General features: G+C 66.1%; 25 protein-coding genes. 15 read left to right on the plus strand and 10 right to left on the minus strand.

The window, feature by feature from the left end:
* Positions 1-161: 161 nt before the first annotated feature.
* Positions 162-980, plus strand: a complete 819-nt coding sequence (locus ACPRTJ_RS13125) for a helix-turn-helix domain-containing protein (RefSeq protein WP_043861908.1) — start codon at positions 162-164, stop codon at positions 978-980.
* Between the two features lie 12 nt (positions 981-992).
* On the opposite strand, the gene ACPRTJ_RS13130 is transcribed toward ACPRTJ_RS13125, so the two are convergent.
* A complete protein-coding gene (locus tag ACPRTJ_RS13130) occupies positions 993-1,835 on the minus strand; it encodes an alpha/beta hydrolase (protein WP_054916428.1) in 843 nt (280 codons plus the stop codon).
* A 254-nt stretch (positions 1,836-2,089) separates the two neighbouring features.
* Between ACPRTJ_RS13130 and ACPRTJ_RS13135 the strand changes: the two genes are divergently transcribed.
* Positions 2,090-2,974, plus strand: a complete 885-nt coding sequence (locus ACPRTJ_RS13135) for a sugar nucleotide-binding protein (protein WP_043861906.1) — start codon at positions 2,090-2,092, stop codon at positions 2,972-2,974.
* The gene (locus ACPRTJ_RS13140; RefSeq protein ID WP_058541922.1) at positions 2,967-3,896 is read left to right on the plus strand and encodes an NAD-dependent epimerase/dehydratase family protein; all 930 of its coding nucleotides are present in this window, start codon (positions 2,967-2,969) and stop codon (positions 3,894-3,896) included. The genes ACPRTJ_RS13135 and ACPRTJ_RS13140 overlap by 8 nt, the downstream gene beginning before the upstream one ends.
* A gap of 102 nt (positions 3,897-3,998) precedes the next feature.
* Here ACPRTJ_RS13140 and ACPRTJ_RS13145 read toward each other — a convergent pair whose 3' ends face one another.
* From ACPRTJ_RS13145 to ACPRTJ_RS13165, 5 genes are all read right to left on the minus strand, one after another.
* Positions 3,999-4,682 carry an OmpW/AlkL family protein gene (locus ACPRTJ_RS13145; RefSeq protein WP_043861904.1) on the minus strand — a complete coding sequence of 228 codons (684 nt, stop codon included), beginning with the start codon at positions 4,680-4,682 and terminating at the stop codon, positions 3,999-4,001.
* 110 nt (positions 4,683-4,792) lie between these two features.
* Positions 4,793-5,305, minus strand: a complete 513-nt coding sequence (locus ACPRTJ_RS13150; protein ID WP_043861948.1) for a DUF3299 domain-containing protein — start codon at positions 5,303-5,305, stop codon at positions 4,793-4,795.
* An 11-nt stretch (positions 5,306-5,316) separates the two neighbouring features.
* The gene (locus ACPRTJ_RS13155) at positions 5,317-6,582 is read right to left on the minus strand and encodes an ABC transporter permease (RefSeq protein ID WP_426429015.1); all 1,266 of its coding nucleotides are present in this window, start codon (positions 6,580-6,582) and stop codon (positions 5,317-5,319) included.
* Positions 6,582-7,301, minus strand: a complete 720-nt coding sequence (locus ACPRTJ_RS13160) for an ABC transporter ATP-binding protein (RefSeq protein ID WP_043861902.1) — start codon at positions 7,299-7,301, stop codon at positions 6,582-6,584. Before ACPRTJ_RS13160 ends, ACPRTJ_RS13155 begins: the two co-directional genes overlap by 1 nt.
* Before the next feature lies 1 nt (position 7,302).
* Positions 7,303-7,866 carry a DUF2796 domain-containing protein gene (locus ACPRTJ_RS13165; RefSeq protein WP_088514366.1) on the minus strand — a complete coding sequence of 188 codons (564 nt, stop codon included), beginning with the start codon at positions 7,864-7,866 and terminating at the stop codon, positions 7,303-7,305.
* Between the two features lie 125 nt (positions 7,867-7,991).
* On the opposite strand from ACPRTJ_RS13165, the gene ACPRTJ_RS13170 reads away from it, so the two are divergent.
* Entirely contained in the window at positions 7,992-8,336 is a 345-nt protein-coding gene (locus ACPRTJ_RS13170) for a hypothetical protein (protein WP_123753534.1), read from the plus strand.
* Between the two features lie 79 nt (positions 8,337-8,415).
* Here ACPRTJ_RS13170 and trxA read toward each other — a convergent pair whose 3' ends face one another.
* The 3 genes from trxA to ACPRTJ_RS13185 are packed head-to-tail and all read right to left on the minus strand — an operon-like array spanning position 8,416 to position 10,425.
* Complete coding sequence (trxA, locus tag ACPRTJ_RS13175) at positions 8,416-9,288, minus strand: thioredoxin (protein WP_278929371.1); 873 nt, start codon at positions 9,286-9,288, stop codon at positions 8,416-8,418.
* Between the two features lie 31 nt (positions 9,289-9,319).
* Positions 9,320-9,982: a class I SAM-dependent methyltransferase gene (locus tag ACPRTJ_RS13180; protein ID WP_054916423.1), complete on the minus strand. Its 663-nt coding sequence runs from the start codon at positions 9,980-9,982 to the stop codon at positions 9,320-9,322.
* Complete coding sequence (locus tag ACPRTJ_RS13185) at positions 9,979-10,425, minus strand: YbaY family lipoprotein (RefSeq protein ID WP_043861898.1); 447 nt, start codon at positions 10,423-10,425, stop codon at positions 9,979-9,981. Before ACPRTJ_RS13185 ends, ACPRTJ_RS13180 begins: the two co-directional genes overlap by 4 nt.
* 108 nt (positions 10,426-10,533) lie before the next feature.
* On the opposite strand from ACPRTJ_RS13185, the gene nrdR reads away from it, so the two are divergent.
* From nrdR to ACPRTJ_RS13240, 11 genes are all read left to right on the plus strand, one after another.
* Complete coding sequence (gene nrdR, locus ACPRTJ_RS13190) at positions 10,534-10,998, plus strand: transcriptional regulator NrdR (RefSeq protein ID WP_043861897.1); 465 nt, start codon at positions 10,534-10,536, stop codon at positions 10,996-10,998.
* Complete coding sequence (ribD, locus tag ACPRTJ_RS13195) at positions 10,995-12,131, plus strand: bifunctional diaminohydroxyphosphoribosylaminopyrimidine deaminase/5-amino-6-(5-phosphoribosylamino)uracil reductase RibD (protein ID WP_058541919.1); 1,137 nt, start codon at positions 10,995-10,997, stop codon at positions 12,129-12,131. Before nrdR ends, ribD begins: the two co-directional genes overlap by 4 nt.
* Before the next feature lie 43 nt (positions 12,132-12,174).
* Positions 12,175-12,837 (plus strand): riboflavin synthase, encoded by a 663-nt coding sequence (locus ACPRTJ_RS13200; RefSeq protein WP_043861895.1) that lies wholly within the window; start codon positions 12,175-12,177, stop codon positions 12,835-12,837.
* 18 nt (positions 12,838-12,855) lie between these two features.
* Positions 12,856-13,947, plus strand: a complete 1,092-nt coding sequence (ribBA, locus tag ACPRTJ_RS13205) for a bifunctional 3,4-dihydroxy-2-butanone-4-phosphate synthase/GTP cyclohydrolase II (protein ID WP_043861894.1) — start codon at positions 12,856-12,858, stop codon at positions 13,945-13,947.
* A 90-nt stretch (positions 13,948-14,037) separates the two neighbouring features.
* A complete protein-coding gene (gene ribH, locus ACPRTJ_RS13210) occupies positions 14,038-14,514 on the plus strand; it encodes a 6,7-dimethyl-8-ribityllumazine synthase (RefSeq protein ID WP_043861893.1) in 477 nt (158 codons plus the stop codon).
* Positions 14,511-15,011 (plus strand): transcription antitermination factor NusB, encoded by a 501-nt coding sequence (gene nusB / locus ACPRTJ_RS13215; protein ID WP_043861892.1) that lies wholly within the window; start codon positions 14,511-14,513, stop codon positions 15,009-15,011. The genes ribH and nusB overlap by 4 nt, the downstream gene beginning before the upstream one ends.
* Before the next feature lie 18 nt (positions 15,012-15,029).
* Positions 15,030-15,983 carry a thiamine-phosphate kinase gene (gene thiL / locus ACPRTJ_RS13220; RefSeq protein ID WP_100634157.1) on the plus strand — a complete coding sequence of 318 codons (954 nt, stop codon included), beginning with the start codon at positions 15,030-15,032 and terminating at the stop codon, positions 15,981-15,983.
* Positions 15,984-15,992: 9 nt separating this feature from the next.
* The gene (locus tag ACPRTJ_RS13225) at positions 15,993-16,496 is read left to right on the plus strand and encodes a phosphatidylglycerophosphatase A family protein (RefSeq protein WP_043861890.1); all 504 of its coding nucleotides are present in this window, start codon (positions 15,993-15,995) and stop codon (positions 16,494-16,496) included.
* Between the two features lie 13 nt (positions 16,497-16,509).
* Positions 16,510-17,304, plus strand: coding sequence for a substrate-binding periplasmic protein (locus ACPRTJ_RS13230; RefSeq protein WP_078481663.1), 795 nt, complete (start codon positions 16,510-16,512; stop codon positions 17,302-17,304).
* A 68-nt stretch (positions 17,305-17,372) separates the two neighbouring features.
* Positions 17,373-17,990 (plus strand): GTP cyclohydrolase II, encoded by a 618-nt coding sequence (gene ribA / locus ACPRTJ_RS13235; RefSeq protein WP_043861888.1) that lies wholly within the window; start codon positions 17,373-17,375, stop codon positions 17,988-17,990.
* Positions 17,987-18,406, plus strand: a complete 420-nt coding sequence (locus tag ACPRTJ_RS13240; RefSeq protein ID WP_043861887.1) for a hypothetical protein — start codon at positions 17,987-17,989, stop codon at positions 18,404-18,406. The genes ribA and ACPRTJ_RS13240 overlap by 4 nt, the downstream gene beginning before the upstream one ends.
* 62 nt (positions 18,407-18,468) lie before the next feature.
* Here the strand turns inward: ACPRTJ_RS13240 and dxs are convergent, their stop codons facing one another.
* Entirely contained in the window at positions 18,469-20,367 is a 1,899-nt protein-coding gene (gene dxs, locus ACPRTJ_RS13245; protein ID WP_054916420.1) for a 1-deoxy-D-xylulose-5-phosphate synthase, read from the minus strand.
* Between the last annotated feature and the right edge of the window lie 148 nt (positions 20,368-20,515).

The following is a 20,515-nucleotide window of genomic DNA, read 5'->3' on the forward strand; positions in this document are numbered from 1 at the left end:
CCTCGGTTCTTGTTCTGAATGACAGTGGCTGACGGCGTGCGCCGTTTGCCTGGGGGCGCATGGTTGGTCATGACAAACGTCGTTACAATTTCGCGGGTTGCTCTGAATTGATGCGACCTGATGCTAAACTGGCGCCTATCGCATCAATCGGTACCTGATCAATGAGTCAACACCTGGGCCCCAACCTCAAGCTGGCGTGCAGCCATTACCGCTCTATTTCCGAGGTTTGCCGGCAGCTGTCGATCAACCGGGCGCAGTTCAACAAGTACCTGAGCGGGCAGAGCCAGCCGACGGCGTACAACCTCAAGCGCATCGGCGACTTCTTCGGCGTCGAGGACTACGAACTGGGCCTGCCGCCAGAACAGTTCGCGCGCCTGATCGGTGCGCGCAGCTCGGCGCTTGCCAGCCCGGCCCAGGCCGACCCGTTGCTGGAACTGCTGCGCCCGCTGCGCGAGCACGAGGGCAATCTGTCGCGCTACTGCGGCTACTACTTCGAATATTCCAACTGCATGTCGGTGCCGGGCAGCATCCTGCTGTCGCTGGTGCACCTGCGCGAAGAACGCGGCACGTTCCTGTTCGAGCGCCAGGAACGCCAGGAGCGCTCCAGCAGCACCGACGTGCAGGCCGAAGACTGGGTGCGCTGCCGCTATCTGGGCGCGGCCTTTCAGTTGCAGGACCGGGTGTTTCTGATCGACTACGAATCGCTGACGGTCAACGAGATGAGCCAGACCATCCTGATTCCCAGCTTCAAGAGCCGCATCACCCGGCTCAACGGCCTCAAGACCGGCGTCTCCAGCGGTGACCGGCGCACTCCGGCGTGTACCCGCGTGGTGTGGGAATACCTGGGCCCGGAAATCAACCGCATCAATGCCTACCGCCAGGTCCGGCTGTACCGCCCGGATGACCCGCGCATCGATGACGATGTGCGCGCACGGCTCAACGTCGGGCCGATTCGCAACGGCCTGTTCGAGATCGAGTGAAGGGCGCCGTGCTCAGCGGCGAATGAATGCCGCCACCTGCTGCGCCAGGGCCCCGGCCTGTGGGGGATGGGCGCGCAGGTGTGCGGCGATGCCGTGGTCGCAGTCGGGCAGGGTCAGCTGTTCGAAATGCCCGGGGGGTAGGGTGTCGCTCAGCGCCTGGATGACTTCGGCCGGGATCGGGCTGTAGCGCAGCATGCCGTCGATTTCCACATGGCCTGCCGACGTGCCCGGGGTTCGCCCGTGGTGGGCGGCCAGCAGGCCATCGTACTGTCCCAGCACCAGCAGCACCTGGCCGCGATAGCTGCGCAGGAATTTGTAGCTGTCGCTGTCGAGAAACCCGTGCGGGGTGCTGATGGCGCGGGTGAAGGCCGGGCCGAACGGGGCATCGTAGGCGCTGTCGGCATAGACCGCCGGGCACAGCAGCACCAGCTTGTTCACCTGGCGTGCATGGTGCGCTGCCACTTTCAGCGCCAGCGCTGCGCCCAGGCTGTGGCCGATCACGGTGTTGCAGCGATGCTCGACGTGGCGAAAGAAGCGCAGCGCCTCGGCCAGGTTGGTGTGCAGCGACGGCGCCCGGGCCCCCGGCAGGCTGGCCAGGCTGTGCCCCGACAGGTTGCCGGTCAGCGAGCCGATGCCCAGGGCCTGCAGGCGGTACAGCAGCGGGTTGAGGTGGGTGAAGTCGCTGCGTGCGCCGCCGAGCATGAACAGCGGCGGCGCGTGCTCGATATCGGGGATCAGCAGGCGACCTTCCTGGCTGTAGCCGTCGAACGTTTCGACCACCAGGCACTCGCGGCCCGGGCTGGGTTCGTCGAATTGCCAACGCTCACGTCCGTGTGCGGCCGTCTTGATCGGCATGAAGCGGTCCTCTTGCCCGGGGTGAAGGGTCGACAAGTCGACATGAACCAGCGAGGCTGACGCTTTTACAGTAGATGCAGTCGGGCATTTCTGGTGGGCGCGCAGGTTATTTCTTGAACTACGTTGAACCCGTCACACTTTGCGCTGACACACTCTAGACTTTGGCGCCAGTCGGCCCCGCGTTGGACTTCGCCTGCTGGAAGCCGCAAAATATCCGCTTTCCCTCAATTTATCTGACCGGACCTGCTGACTCTATGCGAATGCGCCTGATGCTGTTGGGTGGTGGAAATGCCCTTGGGCAAGCGCTGATTCGCCTCGGGGCCGAGGAAGATATCGGCTTTCTGGCGCCGCGCCCACCTGACCAGGGCTGGGATGCCGCGAGCCTGACCCAGCTGCTCGATGACACCCGCCCCGATGCGCTTATCAATCTGGCCTACTACTTCGACTGGTTCCAGGCCGAATCGGTGAGCGAGCAGCGCCTGGCTTCGCAGGAGCGTGCGGTCGAGCGCCTGGCCGAACTGTGCCAGCACCACAACATCATCTTGCTGCAACCCTCCAGCTACCGGGTATTCGACGGTTCGCGGGCCACGGCCTACAGCGAAAAGGACGAGCCGGTACCGCTCGGCCAACGTGGCCAGGCGTTGTGGCGCATCGAACAGAGCGTGCGCGCGACCTGCCCGCAGCACGTGCTGCTGCGCTTTGGCTGGGTGCTCGACGACAGCGTCGACGGCGTGCTGGGGCGTTTTCTGACCCGCGCCGAGCACTCGCAGGAACTGCTGCTGGCCGACGACCGGCGTGGCAACCCGACCCCGGTCGACGATGCAGCGCGGGTGATCCTGGCGGTGCTCAAGCAACTGGACTGTGGCGCGCCACTGTGGGGCACCTACCATTACGCCGGCAACGAGGCGACCACGCCGCTGGCGCTGGGTCAGGCGATCCTCAGCGAAGCCGGGCAACTGCGTCAGCTGGCCGTCGAAGCGCCCACTGCGCAGGCCCACGCCGCCCGCCCGGATGCTGCCGAAGAACCCCAGCACGCGGTGCTGGCCTGCAAGAAAATCCTCCACACCTTCGGCATCAAGCCGCGTGCCTGGCGCGCCGGCCTGCCGACCCTACTGGACCGGTTCTATCGTCATGGCTGATGCTCCTATCCTGATTACCGGGGGGGCCGGCTTCATCGGCTCCCACCTGAGCGACGCGCTGCTGGCCAAGGGGTACGCGGTGCGCGTGCTCGACGACCTGTCTACCGGTCGGCGTCTGAACCTGCAGCTGGACAACCCGCGTCTGCAACTGATCGAGGGCGACGTGGCCGATGCCGCCCTGGTGGCCCGGGCCGCCGAGGGCTGCCAGGCCGTGGTGCACCTGGCGGCGGTGGCCTCGGTGCAGGCCTCTGTGGAAGACCCGGTCAGGACCCACCAGAGCAACTTCATCGGCACGCTGAACGTGTGCGAGGCGATGCGTGTGGCCGGCATCAAGCGCGTGCTGTTCGCCTCCAGCGCTGCGGTGTACGGCAACAACGGTGAAGGCCAGGCCATCGACGAGGACACGCCCAAGGCGCCGCTGACACCCTATGCGGTGGACAAGCTGGCCAGCGAGCAGTACCTGGACTTCTATCGCCGCCAGCATGGGCTGGAGCCGGTGGTGTTCCGCTTCTTCAATATCTTCGGCCCGCGCCAGGACCCGTCGTCGCCGTATTCGGGAGTGATCAGCATTTTCTGCGAGCGCGCCCTCAACGGCACGCCGATCAACCTGTTTGGCGATGGCGAGCAGACCCGTGACTTCCTGTATGTGGCCGACCTGGTGGCGGTGCTGGTGCAGGCGCTGGAACAGGCGCAGGTGCAGGAGGGCGCGGTGAACGTGGGGCTGAACCGCGCCACCACGCTGAACCAGTTGCTCGAGGCACTGCGCAAGGTGGTAGGGCCGTTGCCCGAGGTCAATCACGGGCCGGCGCGCGCGGGTGATATCCGTCATTCGCGGGCCGACAATGCGCGGCTGCTGGCGCGCTTCGACCTGCCCGAGCCGACGCCACTGGCCGATGGGCTGGCGCACCTGCTGGGGCGCTGAACGTAAAAAGCTTCGCCGGCAACGCCGGCTCCTGCAGGCGGTATCTCCCTGACGGGAATCGCAGCCAAAAAAAAGCCCCGAATGATCGGGGCTTTTTCATGGTCAGAACTTGTAACCCACACCCACCATGTAGACCCATGGGTCCACATCCACGCTCACCTTGGTCTTGCCCACGCCCAGCGCGCTTGGGCCGTCGATGGTGGCCTTGGTGTCGATGTCCACGTACCAGACCGCGGCGTTGACCAGCAGGTTGTCGGTCAGCATGTAGTCCATGCCCAGTTGGCCGGCCAGGCCGACCGAGTCCTTGAGCTTCATGTTGCTGAAGCCCTGGGCCTTGCGGCTGCTGCTCAGGTCTTCATCGAAGAACAGGGTGTAGTTAAGACCGATACCGGCGTAAGGCTGGAACTTGGAGGTCGGCTCCATCGGGTAGTACTGCAGCGACAGGGTCGGTGGCAGTTGCTTGATGTTCGCCAGCTTGCCGTCCAGGCCCGCGCCCAGGCCCTTGACGCCCACTTCGTGCTGGAACGGGGTGGCTGCCAGCAGTTCCAGGCCGATGTGGTCGGTCAGCATGTAGGCAAAGGCCAGGCCCAGCTGGGTGTCGCTGTCCAGGGTGGCCTTGGTGCCGCCAACCTTGGTGCCGTCGAGCTTGATATCGCCGCTGTCTTCGTTCGGTGCGGTGGTGATCGCACCGGCACGCAGAATGAAATCGCCCGCCTGGTGGGCGTGGGCAACAGGGGCTGCAAGCGCGAGGGCAATGAGCGAGGCGCTGAGCAAGGACTTGTTCATGGAAGCTCCCAAAGGACGTTTAGAATTTAATGTGTCCAATGGTAAGGAGCTGACAGGCGGTGATTCTTGACGCAGCTCAATGAAACCGCAAACGCCCTGGCGCGGGGCTTCTATTGTAGTTCATAGGCGTAGATCTTCTCGGCTTCCATCTGGTAGCCGGCCTCGGCCAGCTCGCTGCTGGAAGCCTTGACCTGCATCGGCCCCTCGATCCAGTAGGGCTGGTACAGCTCCTCGACCTTGATGCCGATTTCGCTGAACACGTGCACGATCTGGTTCGACGGTGGGGGCGGCACGTGAATGCACGCGCCGTAGTACGGCACCAGCAGGAACTCGGTGGTACGGCCTTCCTCGCTGACTTCCAGTGGCACGATGTAGCCCGGCAGCTTCACCTGCTGGCCATCCAGTGCCTTCACCACCGGCGCGTCGGGCGCCTGCTGCTGCGCCGCCGGGCCGCTTTCGCCGGCCAGCGCGTTGCTCAACTGCGAAAGGTCGTGCAGTGGGGTCATCTGCGGCACGATCACCGGTGCGCCCTCGGGGATCAATTGCGGCCATTCCAGCGTGCGCGGCTCACCTGCCCACAGGGGCGGGGCAATCAACAGCAACAACAGCAGGGCACGACGTATCACGGGCGTTCTCACAGGTGAATGGACAAACCGTCGGCCAGCGACTGGCGGTAGGCCCGCCAGGCCGGAATGCTGCCCATCAGCACGGCGGCGCCGAGGATGATCCCCAGCAGGTTCCACTCGTGGGCGCTGGGCAGCGCCAGCGGCAGGTACAGGCCGTAGTTGGCCTGCACCGTGCCCTGGGCCAGGGCGATGCCAAGGTAGAGCAGGCCCAGCCCGGCGGCAATCCCCGCCAGCGCCAGGGTGAACGCCTCCATCACCAGCAGCCCTGCAATATGCCAGGGGCGTGCACCCACCGAGCGCAGGATGGCCATTTCGCGGCGGCGCTCGTTGAGGCTGGTGAGGATCGCCGTGAGCATGCCGATCAGGCCGGTCAGCACCACGAACAGAGACACCACGAACAGCGCCTGTTCGGCGGTGCCCATCAGGCTCCACAGCTCCTGCAGGGCCACGCCGGGCAGAATCGCCAACAGCGGCTCGCCGCGAAACTCGTTGATCTCGCGTTGCAGGGTGAAGGTGCTGATCTTGTTGTTCAGGCCCAGCATGAACGCGGTGATGGCCTTGGGTGTGAGGTCCATGCCACGGGCCTGTTCGGCGCTGACGCGGCCGGCGCCGCGGGCGGGCACGCCGTTGTGCCAGTCGACGTGGATCGCCTCCATGCCGCCAAGGCTGATGTGCAGGGTGCGGTCCACCGGGGTGCCGGTGCGTTGCAGCACGCCCACCACGGTGAACGGCTTGTCGTCATGCTTGACCAGGCTGATGGCGGCCACGCCATGGGCCAGCACCAGCTTGTCGCCGAGTTTGTAATGCAGCGCGTCGGCCACCTCGGCGCCCAGCACCACCTCGAACGGGTCGCTGGCGAAGGCACGCCCGCTGGCCAGCTGCAGGTGCTGCTTGCGCCCGTACTGGTAATGCTCGAAGTAGGCTCCGGTGGTGCCCATCACCCGGTAACCGCGGTGCGAGTCGCCCAGCGAGATCGGGATGGCCCACTTCACCCGCGGGTTGCTGGCGTAGTGCTCGAAGCTGTCCCAGCGGATGTTGTTGGTGGCGTTGCCGATGCGAAACACCGAGTACAGCAGCAGGTTCACCGAGCCCGAGCGCGCACCGACAATCAGGTCGGTGCCACTGATGGTGCTGGCAAAACTGGCGCGGGCCTCGGTGCGTACCCGCTCCACCGCCAGCAGCAGGCACACCGACAGGGCGATGGCGAAGGCGGTGAGCAGGGCAGTGAAGCGGCGGTTGGCGAGACTCGCCAGGGCAAGGCGGAGCAGGTACATCAGGCCTCCAGGTCGCTGGCAGGGCGCGCGGCGCGGTTGAGTTCGGCAAGCGACAGCTGGCGATCGAACAGCGGTGCCAGGCTCTGGTCGTGGCTGACGAACAACAGGCTGGAGCCGGCTGCGCGGCATTCGGCGAACAGCAGGCGGATGAAGGCTTCACGGGTGTCGGCATCGAGCGCCGAAGTCGGCTCGTCGGCAATCACCAGCTCGGGTTGGCCGATCAGCGCGCGGGCGGCGGCCACCCGTTGCTGCTGACCGATCGACAGGCTGTCGGCGCGCCGTGCCAGCAGTGCCGGGTCCTTCAGGCCCAGATGGGCGAGCAGGCTGGCGGCGGCCTTGTCCACACTGCCGTAGCGCTGGCCGGCGCGTTGCGCCCGGCTGCGCGAGAAACGGCACGGCAGCTCGACGTTTTCGCGTACCGACAGAAACGGCAGCAGGTTGAACTGCTGGAAGATGTAGCCGGTATGATCGACGCGAAAACGGTCGCGCTGGCCCTGGCTGAGCGCGCCCAGCTCCTGGCCGAGCAGGCGGATGCTGCCGCGGTCGGCCTTCTGCACCCCGCCCAGCAGGCCCAGCAGGGTGGTCTTGCCACTGCCGCTGGGGCCCTTGAGGAACAGCGACTCGCCGGCCTGCAGGCGCAACGCCGGGATGTCCAGCAGCTCAGGCTGGCCGGGCCAGGCGAAACCCAGCCGGGACAGTTCGATCAGTGCCTGGCCCATGTCAGAAGTCGATCGCGCTGCGGGTCGGGGTCAGGTCCACGCCCTTCTGGCCATTGGGGCCCACCAGTTGCAGCTGGATCTTCTGGGTGGCGGGGAAGGCCTTGAACAGTGGCGCCAGGTCCAGGCGGGTGAGCTGTGCCGGGGTGGTGCATTCGAGTTTGTAATGGGCGTTGATGTCGCTGTGTTCGTGATCGTGGGCGTCGCCATCCTCGTCATGCACCGGCTTGTCGCCGAACAGCGGGCTTTGCAGGTCCTGGTCGGTTTCGCTGCAACCGGCTGCCTTGTTCAGGCCGAACAGCGCCAGGGGTGTTTCGAGCTGGGCGCGCACGGCCGCGACCTTGGCCTTGTCGGTGGCAGAAGTGGCGGCATGTTCGAAGCCCACCAGGTTCATCGCCGGGCTGTCGAATTCCAGCTCCAGGGCATTGCCGTCGAGTGCGACGTTCAGGTGCGCCACGCCATGTTCATGGGCGCCCAGGCTGCCATGTTCATGGTCATGGTCGTCATGGGCGTAAACCAGACTCAGGGGCAGCAGGGCAAACGGCAAGGCAAGCAGCAGACGACGCATGGGCGGAACTCCGGAAGGCGCTGAAAGAGTTTCGAAATGTTATAACAACTTGTCGACTGCGTACCAGTGTCGCTGGATGAAACTTCGTGGGAGCATGGGCGCCTGATCGAGTGGAGGGTGCGAACGTGCGTATTCGTGGACACATCGGCGAATGGCCGGTGGATTTGAGCGTGGAGCTGGAGCCCCATGAGTGGGCGCAGTTGGGCGGGCAGTTGCAGGCGGCCGGGGTGCCGCCGGTTGCCGCTGCTGTACCGACGGCGCCGGTTCGACCGGACGATGCAGTGTGGCAGGCGGCGCGCGAGGTGTTGCGCAAGGCCGGTCAGTTGAACGGGCCCCAGTTGCTGGAGGCGCTGGAGGGGCTGGCGGGCAATACGGCGGCCGGCAAGCGCCTGCTGGTGCGTTTGCGCCATAGCAGCGAGGTGAGGGTGGAAAGCGGGGCGGATGCGCCGGTCTATCACTGGGTCGGCTGAACACCGCGTTGATCCCATCGCGGGTCAAGCCCGCTCCCACAGCGCGGGTAGGTAACCTTGTGGGAGCGGGCGGTTGACCTCAGTACAACGCAGCAAACAGCTTGCGGCGGTAATCCAGCACCAGCGGGTGCTCGTTGCCCAGCAGGTCGAACACCTGCAGCAGGGTCTTGTGCGGCAGGCCGCCTTCATACCCGCGGTTGCGCTTGAACAGTTTCAGCAGCCCGTCCAGCGCCGCCTCGTACTGCTGGCGCGAGAGCTGCTGCACTGCCAGCTGATACGCCGCCTCGTCATCCTCGGCGTTCTGTGCCAGGCGTGACTTCAGGTCTGCCACGTCCGGCAGGCTGGCGGCCTGCTTGAGGAACGTCAGCTGCGCCTTGGCACCGGCCAGTGCAGCCTTGTGCTCATCGCTCTTGACCGCATCGAGCACGGTCTGCGCTTCGCCCAGCTCGCCACGCTCGGCCAGGCAACGGGCATACAGGATCAGTGCCGCGGCATTGCTGTTGTCTTCGGTCAGCAGGGCCCGGAGCAGCGCCTCGGCCTCGCTGAAGCGTCCCTCGGCAAACAGCCCCTGGGCCACTACCAGCGGGTCGGCCGCCGCCGGTGGCGGTAGTTGCACATGCGGTTCGAGCATTGCGCGGATTTCCGACTCCGGGCGTGCCTCGGCAAAGCCGTCGACCGGCTGGCCATCCTTGAACAGCACCACCGTCGGCAGGCTGCGGATACCGAAGCGCGCGACAATGTCCTGTTCCACATCGCAGTTGACCTTGGCCAGCAGCAGCTCACCCCGGTATTCGGCGGTGATTTTCTCCAGCAGCGGCATCAGCACCTTGCACGGCGCGCACCAGTCGGCCCAGAAGTCGACGAGCACGGGTTTGACGTGGGAGTTCTGGATCACCGACTGGTCGAAGTCGGCGCTGGTGGCATTGAAGATGTACGGGGTTTCCTGGCTCATCGCGACTCTCGCAAATCCTTGAATGGCAACACTATAAAGCGCTGCGGCTGGCGTGGTACAGGCTCACCTGGCGGAATTCGTGGGGTTCGGCCAGGTCTGGCAGGGTCAGGGCATGCAGGGTGTCGAGCTGGCGGTACAGGGGGTGACGGAAGTCGCGCACCCGCGAGTCGGCCACCAGCGCCTGGTGCCCGCGGCTGAGAAACGCATCGAGCAGCGGCAGGTTGGCGCGGTCGTAGAGCACATCGGCCACCAGCACCAGGTCGAAGCGGTCGGCTTCGGCGAAGAAATCGCTGGAGTAGCCCAACTGCACCTGGTTGAGCGCGGCATTCGCGCGGCTTGCCTGCAGCGCCAGCGGGTCGAGGTCGCAGGCCACCACTTCAAGCGCCCCGGCGCGGGCGGCGGCGATGCCGGCAATGCCCGAGCCTGCGCCGAAGTCCAGCACGCGTTTGCCGGCCACCCACTCGGGGCGGGCGGCCAGGTAGCGCGCCATGGCCAGACCGCTGGCCCAGCAGAAGGCCCAGTAGGGCGGCTCGTGCAGGATGCGCCGGGTTTCCTCGGGGCTGAACGCGCGGTCCATGTTGTGCGCATCGATCAGCCACAGCTTGAGGTCGCAGGCCGGCAGCTCGCTGACCACCAGCCGTGCGTCCCCCAGCAGCCCGCTCAACGCCTGTTGCAGGTGGATCGGCGCGGTCACGGCGCTTTTTCGAGGCGCAGCGGGCCGGTGGCCTGGGTTTGCGGGCTGCTGACCGCCACAGGTTGCAGGTGCAGGATCAACTGCCCGGACTGGCTGGCGCGCCCGCGCAGCTCCACCCGCGCACCGGCAGGGAACGCCTCGGGGTTGAAACGCAGCTGGAACGGCAGGTCCTGGCCGTTGGCGTCCAGGTTGCTGCTGGCCAGCAGGCGTTGCGGGCGGCCGCGCGGGTCGACCACCAGCAGCGCCAGCTCGACCTCGGCGCCCGACGGGATGCCGAGCAGGGTGCCGCTGATTTCACGCTGGTAGGCCGGCAGCGGGCCCAGGGCCACAGGTTGCTTGGCCGCTACCGGGGCCTTGGGGGCCAGCACCGGCTTGGGTTCATCGCTGCTGCAGGCGGCCAGCAGGGCGGCAAAACTGAGCACAACGAGCGCTCTAAAGGGCATGATCAATTCCTTCGGGGGGATATTTCCTCACTGGATGGTAACTGCTTTGGCTTGTCTTGCCAGTGGGATGCGCTACCATGACCCTCCCTTTTTTTGTTGCCTGCCACCATGCACTGTCCCTTCTGCGGTGCCAACGACACCAAGGTCATCGACTCGCGACTGGTTGCCGAGGGCGAACAAGTGCGCCGTCGCCGCGAATGCGTGGCCTGCGGTGAGCGCTTCACCACCTTCGAAACCGCCGAACTGGTGCTGCCGCGCCTGATCAAGACCGACGGCAGCCGCCAGCCCTTCGACGAAGAAAAACTGCGCGCCGGCATGCAGCGGGCGCTGGAAAAGCGCCCGGTGAGCGTCGAGCGCCTCGAAGCGGCGCTGGCCCACATCAAGCACAAGCTGCGCGCCACCGGCGAGCGCGAGGTCAAGTCGCTGGTCGTCGGCGAACTGGTGATGGCCGAGCTGCAAAAGCTCGACGAAGTGGCCTACATCCGCTTCGCCTCGGTGTACCGCCGCTTCCAGGACCTGGACGAATTTCGTGAAGAAATCGACCGCCTGGCGCGCGAGCCTTCCAAGCAATGAGCCTGCCCAGCGAACGCGACGTGCTCGACGCCCACTACATGGCCCGTGCGCTGGAACTGGCGCGCAAGGGTCTCTATTCCACCCATCCCAACCCGCGGGTCGGTTGCGTGATCGTGCGTGACGGGCAGGTGGTCGGCGAAGGCTGGCACGTACGCGCCGGCGAACCGCATGCCGAGGTGCACGCGCTGCGCCAGGCCGGCGAGCTGGCCCGTGGCGCCTGTGCCTATGTGACCCTGGAGCCGTGCAGCCACCACGGGCGCACGCCGCCGTGTGCCGAGGCGCTGGTCAAGGCCGGTGTGGCGCGGGTGGTGGCGGCCATGCAGGACCCCAACCCGCAAGTGGCGGGGCAGGGGCTCAAGCGCCTGGCCGACGTCGGTATCGAGGTTGCCAGCGGTGTGCTGGAGGCCGAGGCCCGCGCACTCAACCCGGGCTTTCTGAAACGCATGGAACACGGCCTGCCCTTTGTGCGGGTCAAGCTGGCGATGAGCCTGGACGGGCGCACCGCCATGGCCAGTGGCGAGAGCCAGTGGATCACCGGCCCGGCCGCACGCTCGGCGGTGCAGCGTCTGCGCGCGCGCTCCAGCGTGGTGCTGACCAGCGCCCAGAGCGTGCTGGCCGACAACGCGCGCATGACCGTGCGCGCCGACGAGCTTGGGCTGGACGCCGACAGCACCGCCCTGGCGATGGCCCGCCCACCGTTGCGCGTGCTCATCGACGGGCGCCTGCGCCTGCCGCTGACGGCGCCGTTCTTCCAGGCCGGCCCGGTGCTGGTGGTGACGGCCGCCGCGCCAGTTGCGCAGTACGCCCAGGCCGGCCATGACCTGCTGAGCCTGCCCGGCACCGACGGGCACGTCGACCTGCCCGCGCTGCTGCGCGAACTGGCCCGGCGTGGTGCCAGCGAGGTGCTGGTGGAGGCCGGCCCGGGCCTGGCCGGTGCCTTCGCGCAACAGGGCCTGGTGGACGAATACCAGCTCTTCATCGCTGCCAAGTTTCTCGGCTCCAGTGCCCGCCCATTGCTCGATTGGCCCCTGGCCAGAATGAGCGAAGCGCAGGCCCTCAACATCACCGACATGCGCGCCGTAGGCGATGACTGGCGAGTCACTGCCATTCCTGTGCCTGCGCCCGGCGTATAATTCGCGGCCTGCGCCTTGCGCGACCCGTTCTGAAGGAGGACTCATGTTCACCGGCATCATCGAATCCATCGGCAGCATCCGTTCACTCACCCCCAAAGGCGGCGACGTGCGCGTGTATGTCGAAACCGGCAAGCTCGACCTGGGCGACGTGAAACTGGGCGACAGCATCGCCGTCAACGGCGTGTGCCTGACCGCCGTCGAACTGCCTGGCGACGGTTTCTGGGCTGACGTCAGCCGCGAAACCCTCGACTGCACCGCCTTTGCCGACTTCAAGGTAGGCAGCCGGGTCAACCTGGAAAAGGCCCTGACCCCCAGCAGCCGCCTGGGCGGCCACCTGGTCAGCGGCCACGTCGACGGTGTCGGCGAGGTCATCTCGCGCAGCGATAACGCCCGCGCCATCCAGTTCCGCCTGCGCGCGCCGGCCGAGCTGGCCAAGTACATCGCCCACAAGGGCTCGATCACCGTCGATGGCACCAGCCTCACGGTCAACCAGGTCGATGGCGCCGAGTTCGAGCTGACCATCGTGCCGCACACCCTCGCTGAAACCATCATGGCCGACTACCGCACCGGGCGTCGGGTTAACCTTGAGGTCGACCTGCTGGCCCGTTACCTGGAGCGTCTGCTGCTGGGCGACAAGGCCGCCGAGCCGGGCAAGGGTGGCATCACCGAAAGTTTCCTGGCCGCCAACGGCTACCTGAAATCCTGATTTAGAAGGGGGTGCCGCGTGGCGCTCAACAGCATCGAAGAACTGGTCGAAGACATTCGCCAGGGCAAAATGGTCATCCTGATGGATGACGAAGACCGCGAGAACGAAGGCGACCTGATCATGGCCGCCGAGTGCTGCAAGGCCGAACACATCAACTTCATGGCCAAGCACGCCCGTGGCCTGATCTGCATGCCGATGTCGCGCGAGCGCTGCGAGCTGCTCAAGCTGCCGCTGATGGCCCCGCGCAACGGCTCGGGCTTCGGCACCAAGTTCACCGTTTCGATCGAAGCTGCCGAAGGCGTCACCACCGGCATCTCCGCCGCCGACCGCGCGCGCACCGTGCAGGCCGCCGCCGCCCGGGACGCCAAGGCCGAAGACATCGTCAGCCCGGGCCACATCTTCCCGCTGATGGCCCAGCCCGGCGGTACCCTGGCCCGTGCCGGCCACACCGAGGCGGCCTGCGACCTGGCGCGCATGGCCGGTTTCGAGCCGAGCGGGGTGATCTGCGAGGTGATGAACGACGATGGCACCATGTCGCGTCGCGCCGAGCTGGAAGTGTTCGCCGCCGAGCACAACATCAAGATCGGCACCATCGCCGACCTGATCCACTACCGCATGATCCACGAACGTACCATTCAGCGGATTTCCGAGCAGCCGCTGGACAGCGAACTGGGTCAGTTCAACCTGGTGACCTACCGCGATTCGGTCGAAGGCGACGTGCACATGGCCCTGACCCTGGGCAAGATCTGCGCCGAGGAACCGACCCTGGTGCGGGTGCACAACATGGACCCGCTGCGCGACCTGCTGCTGGTCAAGCAGCCCGGCCGCTGGAGCCTGCGCGCCGCCATGAGCGCCGTGGCAGAGGCCGGCAGCGGCGTGGTGCTGCTGCTCGGACACCCGCTGGACGGCGACGTGCTGCTGGCGCATATCCGCGAAAGCGCCGACAGCAGCCAGGTCAAGACACCCACCACCTACAGCACCGTGGGTGCCGGTTCGCAGATTCTGCGCGACCTGGGCGTACGCAAGATGCGCCTGATGAGTTCGCCAATGAAGTTCAATGCGATATCCGGATTCGATCTGGAAGTTGTAGAATACGTGCCCTCCGAATAAAGCAGGGGCTGGTTTCCCGCTGTTGATCCGGAACAAAACTCCCACAGGCCGCACCGTTGCGGCCTGGCTCTTTAAGATGAGAACCCCGCAATGTCCCTGAAGACCATCGAAGGTACCTTCATTGCCCCCAAAGGTCGCTATGCTTTGGTGGTTGGCCGCTTCAACAGCTTCGTCGTCGAAAGCCTGGTAAGCGGTGCCGTTGATGCCCTGGTTCGCCACGGCGTGAGCGAAAGCGACATCACCATCATCCGTGCACCGGGTGCGTTCGAGATTCCGCTGGTGGCACAGAAGGTCGCCCAGCAGAGCGAATACGCCGCGATCATCGCCCTGGGCGCCGTGATCCGTGGTGGCACCCCGCACTTCGAATACGTGGCGGGCGAATGCACCAAGGGCCTGGCCCAGGTGTCCATGGAGTTCGGCGTGCCGGTTGCCTTCGGTGTCCTGACCGTCGATTCGATCGAACAGGCCATCGAGCGTTCCGGCACCAAGGCCGGCAACAAGGGCGCCGAAGCGGCCCTGTCCGCCCTGGAAATGGTCAGCCTGCTGGCGCAGTTGGAGGCCAAGTGATTAGCGACGAAAGCGATCGTTTCAACCCGCGCGATCCAAAACCTGCGGATGCTGGCAAGCCCTCCAAGAGCGCCAAGCGTCGCGAAGCCCGCAAGCTCGCGACCCAGGCGCTGTACCAGTGGCACATGGCCAAGCACTCGCTGAACGAGATCGAAGCGCAGTTCCGGGTCGATAACGATTTCACCGATGTCGACGGTGCCTACTTCCGCGAGATCCTGCACGGCGTGCCGGCGATCAAGGAAGAAATCGACAAGGCCCTCGCGCCTTGCCTGGACACCGTGCTCGAAGAGCTCGATCCGGTCGAGCTGTCGGTGCTGCGCCTGTCCACCTGGGAGCTTATCAAGCGGGTCGACGTGCCTTATCGCGTGGTCATCAACGAAGGTATCGAGCTGGCCAAGGTGTACGGCGCCACTGACGGGCACAAGTTCGTCAACGGTGTGCTCGACAAGCTCGCACCGCGGCTGCGCGAAGCCGAAGTGAAGGCGTTCAAGCGCTGATTGCGGCGCTGCCTGCCCATGGGTGAATTCGAGCTGATCCGCCACTACTTCGCCGCCGCGCCCTGTGCGCAGGCCGGCGACGGGGTCGCCCTGGGGATCGGCGACGATTGCGCCCTGCTGGCGCTGCCGGCCGGCGAGCAACTGGCCGTGTCCACCGACACGCTGGTGGCCGGGGTGCATTTCCCGGCTGTGTGCGAACCGTTCCTGCTCGGCCAGCGCTCGCTGGCGGTGGCTGCCAGTGACCTGGCAGCCATGGGCGCCACCCCCGTGGCCTTTACCCTTGCCCTGACCCTGCCGACGGTTCACGCCGATTGGTTGAAGGCCTATGCCCAGGGTCTGAACCTGATGGCCCGACAATGCGGCCTGAGCCTGGTAGGCGGGGACACCACCCATGGGCCGCTGAGCCTGACCATGACCGTGTTCGGCCGCGTGCCTGCCGGCCAGGCCCTGACGCGCAGCGGTGCGCGGCCTGGTGACCTGGTGTGTGTCGGCGGTGAGCTGGGCAACGCTGCCGGGGCCTTGCCGCTGGTGCTTGGCGAACGCGAGGCGGCGGTGGCGCTGGCCGAGCCGCTGCTGGCGCACTACTGGTCGCCGCCACCGCAACTGGCGCTGGGTCAGGCGCTGCGAGGCAAGGCCAGCGCGGCGCTGGATATCTCCGATGGCCTGCTGGCCGATTGCGGACACATTGCCACGGCCTCGGGCGTGTCGATTGTGCTGTCGCTCGAACAGCTGCCGCTGGGTGCGGCGCTGCAGGGCCTGCTGGGCCTGGAAGGTGCGCGACAGGCCGCGCTCACCGGTGGCGACGACTACGTGATTGCCTTCACCTTGCCCCCCGCGCACCTGGCCGGCCTGCAGGCTGCCGGCTGGCCGGTGCACGTGGTCGGTCGGGTGGAGGCGGGCAGCGGCGTCAGCCTGCGTGACCACGCCGGGGCGGACATCACCCCGCGCACGCGGGGTTATCAACATTTTTAGGGAGACACCGTGACCGATCACCCCAATCAGGTGCCGGCAGAAAACGTGCCGCCTTCAGTCTGGCGCAACCCCTGGCATTTTCTGGCCTTCGGCTTCGGCTCCGGCACCCTGCCCAAGGCGCCGGGCACCTGGGGTTCGCTGGTGGCCGTGCCGTTCATCCCGCTGTGGCAGATGCTGCCCGACTGGGGCTACTGGCTGATGCTGGGGCTGACCATGCTGTTCGGCGTATGGTTGTGCGGCAAGGTCGCCGACGACCTGGGCGTGCATGACCACGAGGGCATCGTCTGGGACGAGATGGTCGGCATGTGGATAACCCTCTGGCTGGTACCGGAAGGTTGGCTATGGTTGTTGGCAGGCTTTCTGATGTTCCGCTTCTTCGACATACTCAAGCCGTGGCCGATCCGCTGGATCGACCGGCATGTGCATGGCGGTTTCGGCATCATGTTCGATGACGTGCTGGCCGGCGTGTTCGCCTGGTTGGGCATGCAGGCGCTGGTGTGGAGTTTCACCTGAAGGGAGTGGCCTGATGCGCGCATGGCGAGTGTTGCTGCTGGTGTTGGCGCTGGGTGGCGGCATCGCCTGGGCTGGCGAGCCGACCGCGTTGCCGCAGGAGGTGCGCCTGGCCAGCGAGATCTGGCCGGACTACACCGACGTCGAAGGGCGCGGTATGGCCTGGGACGTGCTGCGCAAGGTGTTCGAGCCGGCGGGGGTCAAGGTGCTCGCCATCAGCGTGCCCTACAGCCGCGCCGTGGGCCTGGTCAAGCGCGCCGAGGCCGATGCCTGGGTCGGCTCCTACGAGCAGGAAAGCAACGACTACCTCTACCCGCGCAACGCCTTCGACCAGGACCATATCTACGCCCTGGGCCTGGCCAGCCTGCCGGTGCCGAGCGCCGCCACCATCGGCCGCTACAAGCTCTCCTGGGTGCGTGGCTACGAGTACCAGCGCTACCTGCCCGATGTGAAGGAGTTTCGCGAGGTGCAGCGGCGCGACGGCATCCTGCCGATGCTCGAACTCAAGCGCGTGGACTTCTACATCGATGCCCAGACCGAGGTGGACTACGTGTACAACCAGGCCCGTGACAAGGCCCGGTTCCGCCGCACCCACATCGCCGAGTTACCGTTGTACCTGGCCTTTGCCAGGACCGAGCAGGCCTGTGCGCTCCGGGCGCTGTTCGATCGGCGCATGGACGAACTGATCGCCAGCGGCGAATTGCGCGAGATCTTCGAGCGCTGGCAGCAGCCGTATCCGTTCCCGATTCCGGGCAGGGCGCACGTGCCAGCATCTAACTTCTCGATCTGTTTGCCCAAGAATTCAGCCTAAGCACCTGCCTTACGCTGCTGTTACAATCGGCGCACATCAAATTTCACGTTATTGATCAGGAGCACAAGGTGCCCGTCGTCTTTGTTGCCGCTTCCAAGCTGCCCACCCCCTTTGCCACGTTCACCATGCATGGTTTTCTCGACGAAGCCACCGGCCGCGAGCACGTTGTGCTCAGCCTGGGTGATGTAGCCGATGGCGAGCCGGTACTGGGGCGCCTGCATTCCGAATGCCTGACCGGCGATGCGCTGTTCAGCCAGCGCTGCGACTGTGGTTCGCAGCTGGAGGCCGCTCTGCAGGCCATCGCCCGCGAAGGCCGTGGCGTGCTGCTGTATCTGCGTCAGGAGGGTCGTGGCATCGGCCTGCTGAACAAGATTCGCGCCTACGAACTGCAGGACGGCGGCGCCGACACCGTCGAGGCCAACGAGCGCCTGGGCTTTGCCGCCGACCAGCGTGACTACGCCATGTGCCAGCCGATGCTCGAGCACCTGGGTGTCACGTCATTGCGCCTGATGACCAACAACCCGCGCAAGGTAAAAGCCCTCACCGCCATGGGCATTGCGGTAGCCGAGCGCGTGCCGCTGCACACCGGGCACAATCCGCACAACAAGCACTACCTGGCCACCAAGGCCGGCAAGCTCGGCCACATGATGGGCAACGAGCACCAGGGCGAGGCCGGTCGGGCGTGACCCGCGGCCAGGTCAAGCGGCGGCTGGCGTTCGCCTGGTGGCAGTTCTTCGCGATTGCCCTGGCGCCGCTGCTGGTGTTCGGCTGGGCGTTCGGAGGCAGTGTGGCGCGTGTCCCGCTGCTGGTGATGCCGGTGTTTCTGGCCGGGCTGGCCTCGATGTTCTTCAGCCTGCCGCGTTTCAGCGCCTACAAGCGTGCATTGATTGCCACTGAAAAGGCGCTGAACAGCGCTGAAGAGCCGGCGGCCTGGATAGAGCTGGCGCGGGTTCGCCGTGTGTCGATGCTGTTTGCCTGCCTGCCGGCGTGGGTGGCCGCACTGTCGGTGTTCGTGGGCCTGGAGGGAGTGCCGCAGATTCTGCTGGCCATCGCCAGCGTTGTGATCCTTTACCTGTACCGGGTACCGCGTCAGCTGGGCTGATGCGCCCTTCGCCAGCCAGGCTGGCTCCTGCAGGCAGGAGCAAGCCTGGCTGGCGAAAGGGTCTAAAGACCCAGCAGTTGCATCCGCTGACGCACCGAAGCCTCGATCCCGGCAGCATCCAGCCCGCATTCGGCCAGCATCTGCGCCGGCTTGGCATGCTCGACGTACACATCCGGCAAGCCCAGGTGCAGCATCGGCTTGAGCACGCCTTCAGCGCTCAGGAACTCGCTGACCGCAGAGCCGGCGCCGCCCATGATGGCATTCTCTTCGATGGTCACCAGCAGCTCATGGCTGCCAGCCAGCTCGCGCACCAGCGCTTCATCCAGCGGCTTGACGAAACGCATGTCGACCACGGTTGCATCCAGGTTTTCGGCCACCTTCAGCGCTTCGGCCAGTTGCACACCGAACACCAGCAGGGCGACCTTGCTGCCCTGGCGGCGAATCACGCCCTTGCCGATCTCCAGCGGCTCAAGGTCGCCGTCGATCGTCGCGTTCGGCCCGCTGCCACGCGGGTAGCGCACGGCGGCAGGGCCGTTGTACAGGTGCCCGGTGCTGAGCATCTTGCGCAGTTCGTTCTCGTCGCTGGGGGTCATCACCAGCATGCCGGGGATGCAGCGCAGGAACGACAGGTCGAAGCTGCCGGCGTGGGTCGGGCCGTCTTCGCCCACCAGGCCGGCGCGGTCGATGGCGAACAGCACGTCGAGGTTCTGCACCGCCACGTCATGGATCAACTGGTCGTAGGCGCGCTGCAGGAAGGTCGAATAGATCGCCACCACCGGCTTGGCGCCCTCGCAGGCCATGCCCGCCGCCAGCGTCACCGCGTGCTGCTCGGCAATCGCCACGTCGAAGTAGCGCTCGGGGTAGCGTTCGCTGAACGCCACCAGGTCCGAGCCTTCCTTCATGGCAGGGGTGATGCCCACCAGGCGCTGGTCGGCGGCGGCCATGTCGCACAGCCACTGGCCGAACACCGCCGAGTACTTCGGCCCGGCGGCCTTTTTCGGCGCGGTGGCCGGGGCGTCCAGCGGTTCGAGCTTGGTGATCGCGTGGTAGCCGATCGGGTCGACCTCGGCCGGGGCGAAACCCTTGCCCTTCTTGGTCACCACGTGCAGGAACTGCGGCCCCTTGAGGTCGCGCATGTTGCGCAGGGTGGCGATCAGGGTAGGCAGGTCGTGGCCGTCGATCGGGCCGATGTAGTTCCAGCCCAGCTCTTCGAACAGGGTGCCGGGCACCAGCATGCCCTTGGCATACTCCTCGGTGCGGCGGGCGATCTCCCAGGCGCCGGGCAGGCGCGACAGCACCTTCTTGCTGCCCTCGCGCATGCTTGCATAGGTGCGGCTGGAGAGGATCTTGGCCAGGTAGTTGGACAGGCCGCCGACATTGCGCGAAATCGACATGTCGTTGTCGTTGAGGATCACCAGCATGTCGGCGTTGACTTCCTGGGCGTGGTTCAACGCCTCGAAGGCCATGCCGGCGGTGAGCGCGCCGTCACCGATCACTGCAATCGACTTGCGTGCCTGGTTCTGCAGGCGGGCGGCGATGGCCATGCCCAGCGCGGCGCTGATCGAGGTGCTGGAGTGCCCGACGCCAAAGGTGTCGTACTCGCTCTCGACGCGGCGCGGGAAGGCGGCCAGGCCGTCCTTCTGACGCAGGCTGTGCATGCGTTCGCGCCGACCCGTGAGGATCTTGTGCGGATACGCCTGGTGGCCCACATCCCACACCAGCCGGTCGTCCGGCGTGTCGAAGACGTAGTGCAGGGCGATCGTCAGTTCGATGACGCCCAGGCCGGCACCGAAGTGCCCGCCGGTCTGGCCGACGCTATAGAGCAGCTCCTGGCGCAGTTCGTCGGCCAGTTTCTCCAGGTCGGCTTCGGCCAGACGACGCAGGCCGGCTGGCGTATCGGCACGGTCAAGCAGCGGCGTGACCGGGCGTTCGCGGGGGATCTCTTGAAACGTCGTGGGCATCAGGCGAATCGTTATAGGTGTGATGAGGCGGCAGTTTACCTTATTGCGGTGAAGGCTGCCCATTGAGGTATGTGGTGTGCGTTTCGCCGGCAATGCCGGCTCCTACAGGGTTCGATGCAGGAGCCGGCATTGCCGGCGAAGGGCCGCT

The organism is Pseudomonas palmensis, from assembly GCF_049942755.1.
Taxonomy (GTDB): domain Bacteria; phylum Pseudomonadota; class Gammaproteobacteria; order Pseudomonadales; family Pseudomonadaceae; genus Aquipseudomonas; species Aquipseudomonas palmensis.

What these genes read in the sequence shown, in the direction of transcription:
- ACPRTJ_RS13160 (WP_043861902.1), bottom strand. Translation starts at nt 7,301, where the DNA reads ATGGGCCAGGCACTGATCGAACTGTCCCGGCTGGGTTTCGCCTGGCCC.
- ACPRTJ_RS13185 (WP_043861898.1), bottom strand. Translation starts at nt 10,425, where the DNA reads ATGCCCTTTAGAGCGCTCGTTGTGCTCAGTTTTGCCGCCCTGCTGGCC.
- nrdR (WP_043861897.1), top strand. Translation starts at nt 10,534, where the DNA reads ATGCACTGTCCCTTCTGCGGTGCCAACGACACCAAGGTCATCGACTCG.
- ACPRTJ_RS13145 (WP_043861904.1), bottom strand. Translation starts at nt 4,682, where the DNA reads ATGAACAAGTCCTTGCTCAGCGCCTCGCTCATTGCCCTCGCGCTTGCA.
- dxs (WP_054916420.1), bottom strand. Translation starts at nt 20,367, where the DNA reads ATGCCCACGACGTTTCAAGAGATCCCCCGCGAACGCCCGGTCACGCCG.
- thiL (WP_100634157.1), top strand. Translation starts at nt 15,030, where the DNA reads ATGGGTGAATTCGAGCTGATCCGCCACTACTTCGCCGCCGCGCCCTGT.
- ACPRTJ_RS13230 (WP_078481663.1), top strand. Translation starts at nt 16,510, where the DNA reads ATGCGCGCATGGCGAGTGTTGCTGCTGGTGTTGGCGCTGGGTGGCGGC.
- trxA (WP_278929371.1), bottom strand. Translation starts at nt 9,288, where the DNA reads ATGAGCCAGGAAACCCCGTACATCTTCAATGCCACCAGCGCCGACTTC.
- ribD (WP_058541919.1), top strand. Translation starts at nt 10,995, where the DNA reads ATGAGCCTGCCCAGCGAACGCGACGTGCTCGACGCCCACTACATGGCC.
- ACPRTJ_RS13140 (WP_058541922.1), top strand. Translation starts at nt 2,967, where the DNA reads ATGGCTGATGCTCCTATCCTGATTACCGGGGGGGCCGGCTTCATCGGC.
- ACPRTJ_RS13155 (WP_426429015.1), bottom strand. Translation starts at nt 6,582, where the DNA reads ATGTACCTGCTCCGCCTTGCCCTGGCGAGTCTCGCCAACCGCCGCTTC.
- ACPRTJ_RS13130 (WP_054916428.1), bottom strand. Translation starts at nt 1,835, where the DNA reads ATGCCGATCAAGACGGCCGCACACGGACGTGAGCGTTGGCAATTCGAC.
- ACPRTJ_RS13200 (WP_043861895.1), top strand. Translation starts at nt 12,175, where the DNA reads ATGTTCACCGGCATCATCGAATCCATCGGCAGCATCCGTTCACTCACC.
- ribH (WP_043861893.1), top strand. Translation starts at nt 14,038, where the DNA reads ATGTCCCTGAAGACCATCGAAGGTACCTTCATTGCCCCCAAAGGTCGC.
- ACPRTJ_RS13125 (WP_043861908.1), top strand. Translation starts at nt 162, where the DNA reads ATGAGTCAACACCTGGGCCCCAACCTCAAGCTGGCGTGCAGCCATTAC.
- ACPRTJ_RS13165 (WP_088514366.1), bottom strand. Translation starts at nt 7,866, where the DNA reads ATGCGTCGTCTGCTGCTTGCCTTGCCGTTTGCCCTGCTGCCCCTGAGT.
- ACPRTJ_RS13135 (WP_043861906.1), top strand. Translation starts at nt 2,090, where the DNA reads ATGCGAATGCGCCTGATGCTGTTGGGTGGTGGAAATGCCCTTGGGCAA.